Source organism: Mycobacterium sp. DHQP2018-32-09 (genome assembly GCF_058148405.1).
The window spans coordinates 1-405 of the sequence record NZ_JBYVYK010000180.1 but is presented as its reverse complement, the minus strand read 5'-3'; the positions used below and the strand labels follow the sequence as shown (position 1 = coordinate 405).

Below are 405 nucleotides of genomic sequence, written 5' to 3'. Positions count from 1 at the left end.
CGTTGATCCCTTCCTGCAGAATCTGACCTTTCTCGTCTTCTTTATAGTAAGCAACCTGCTCGCGGTCCTGCGGGGTGTACTGCTGACCGTTCGGGCTGTAAATACCAATCTGACGGAACAGACCTTCCATACCGAAAGTACGCGCTTCGTCGGCGATGATCGGCACCAGTCGGTCTTTGATCGACTTGTTCTTCAGCATCACGTTCAGAGCACGAACGAAAGCGATAGTGGTAGAGATCTCTTTGCTCTGCTCTTCCAGCAGCGCGCCGAAATCTTGCAGGCTCGGCAGCTCAAGCTTCTCGGTGAAGTTCGGCTGACGGCTTGGCAGATAACCGTGCAGTTTCTGACGCTGCGCGTGCAGATAGGTATGCTCTTCAGAACCTTCCGGGAAGGTGATGTACGGCA

General features: G+C 53.8%; 1 pseudogene. It reads right to left on the bottom strand.

The window, feature by feature from the left end:
* Positions 1–405: pseudogene (locus tag AC30CM_RS27245) on the bottom strand (pyruvate dehydrogenase (acetyl-transferring), homodimeric type); the annotation flags it as partial.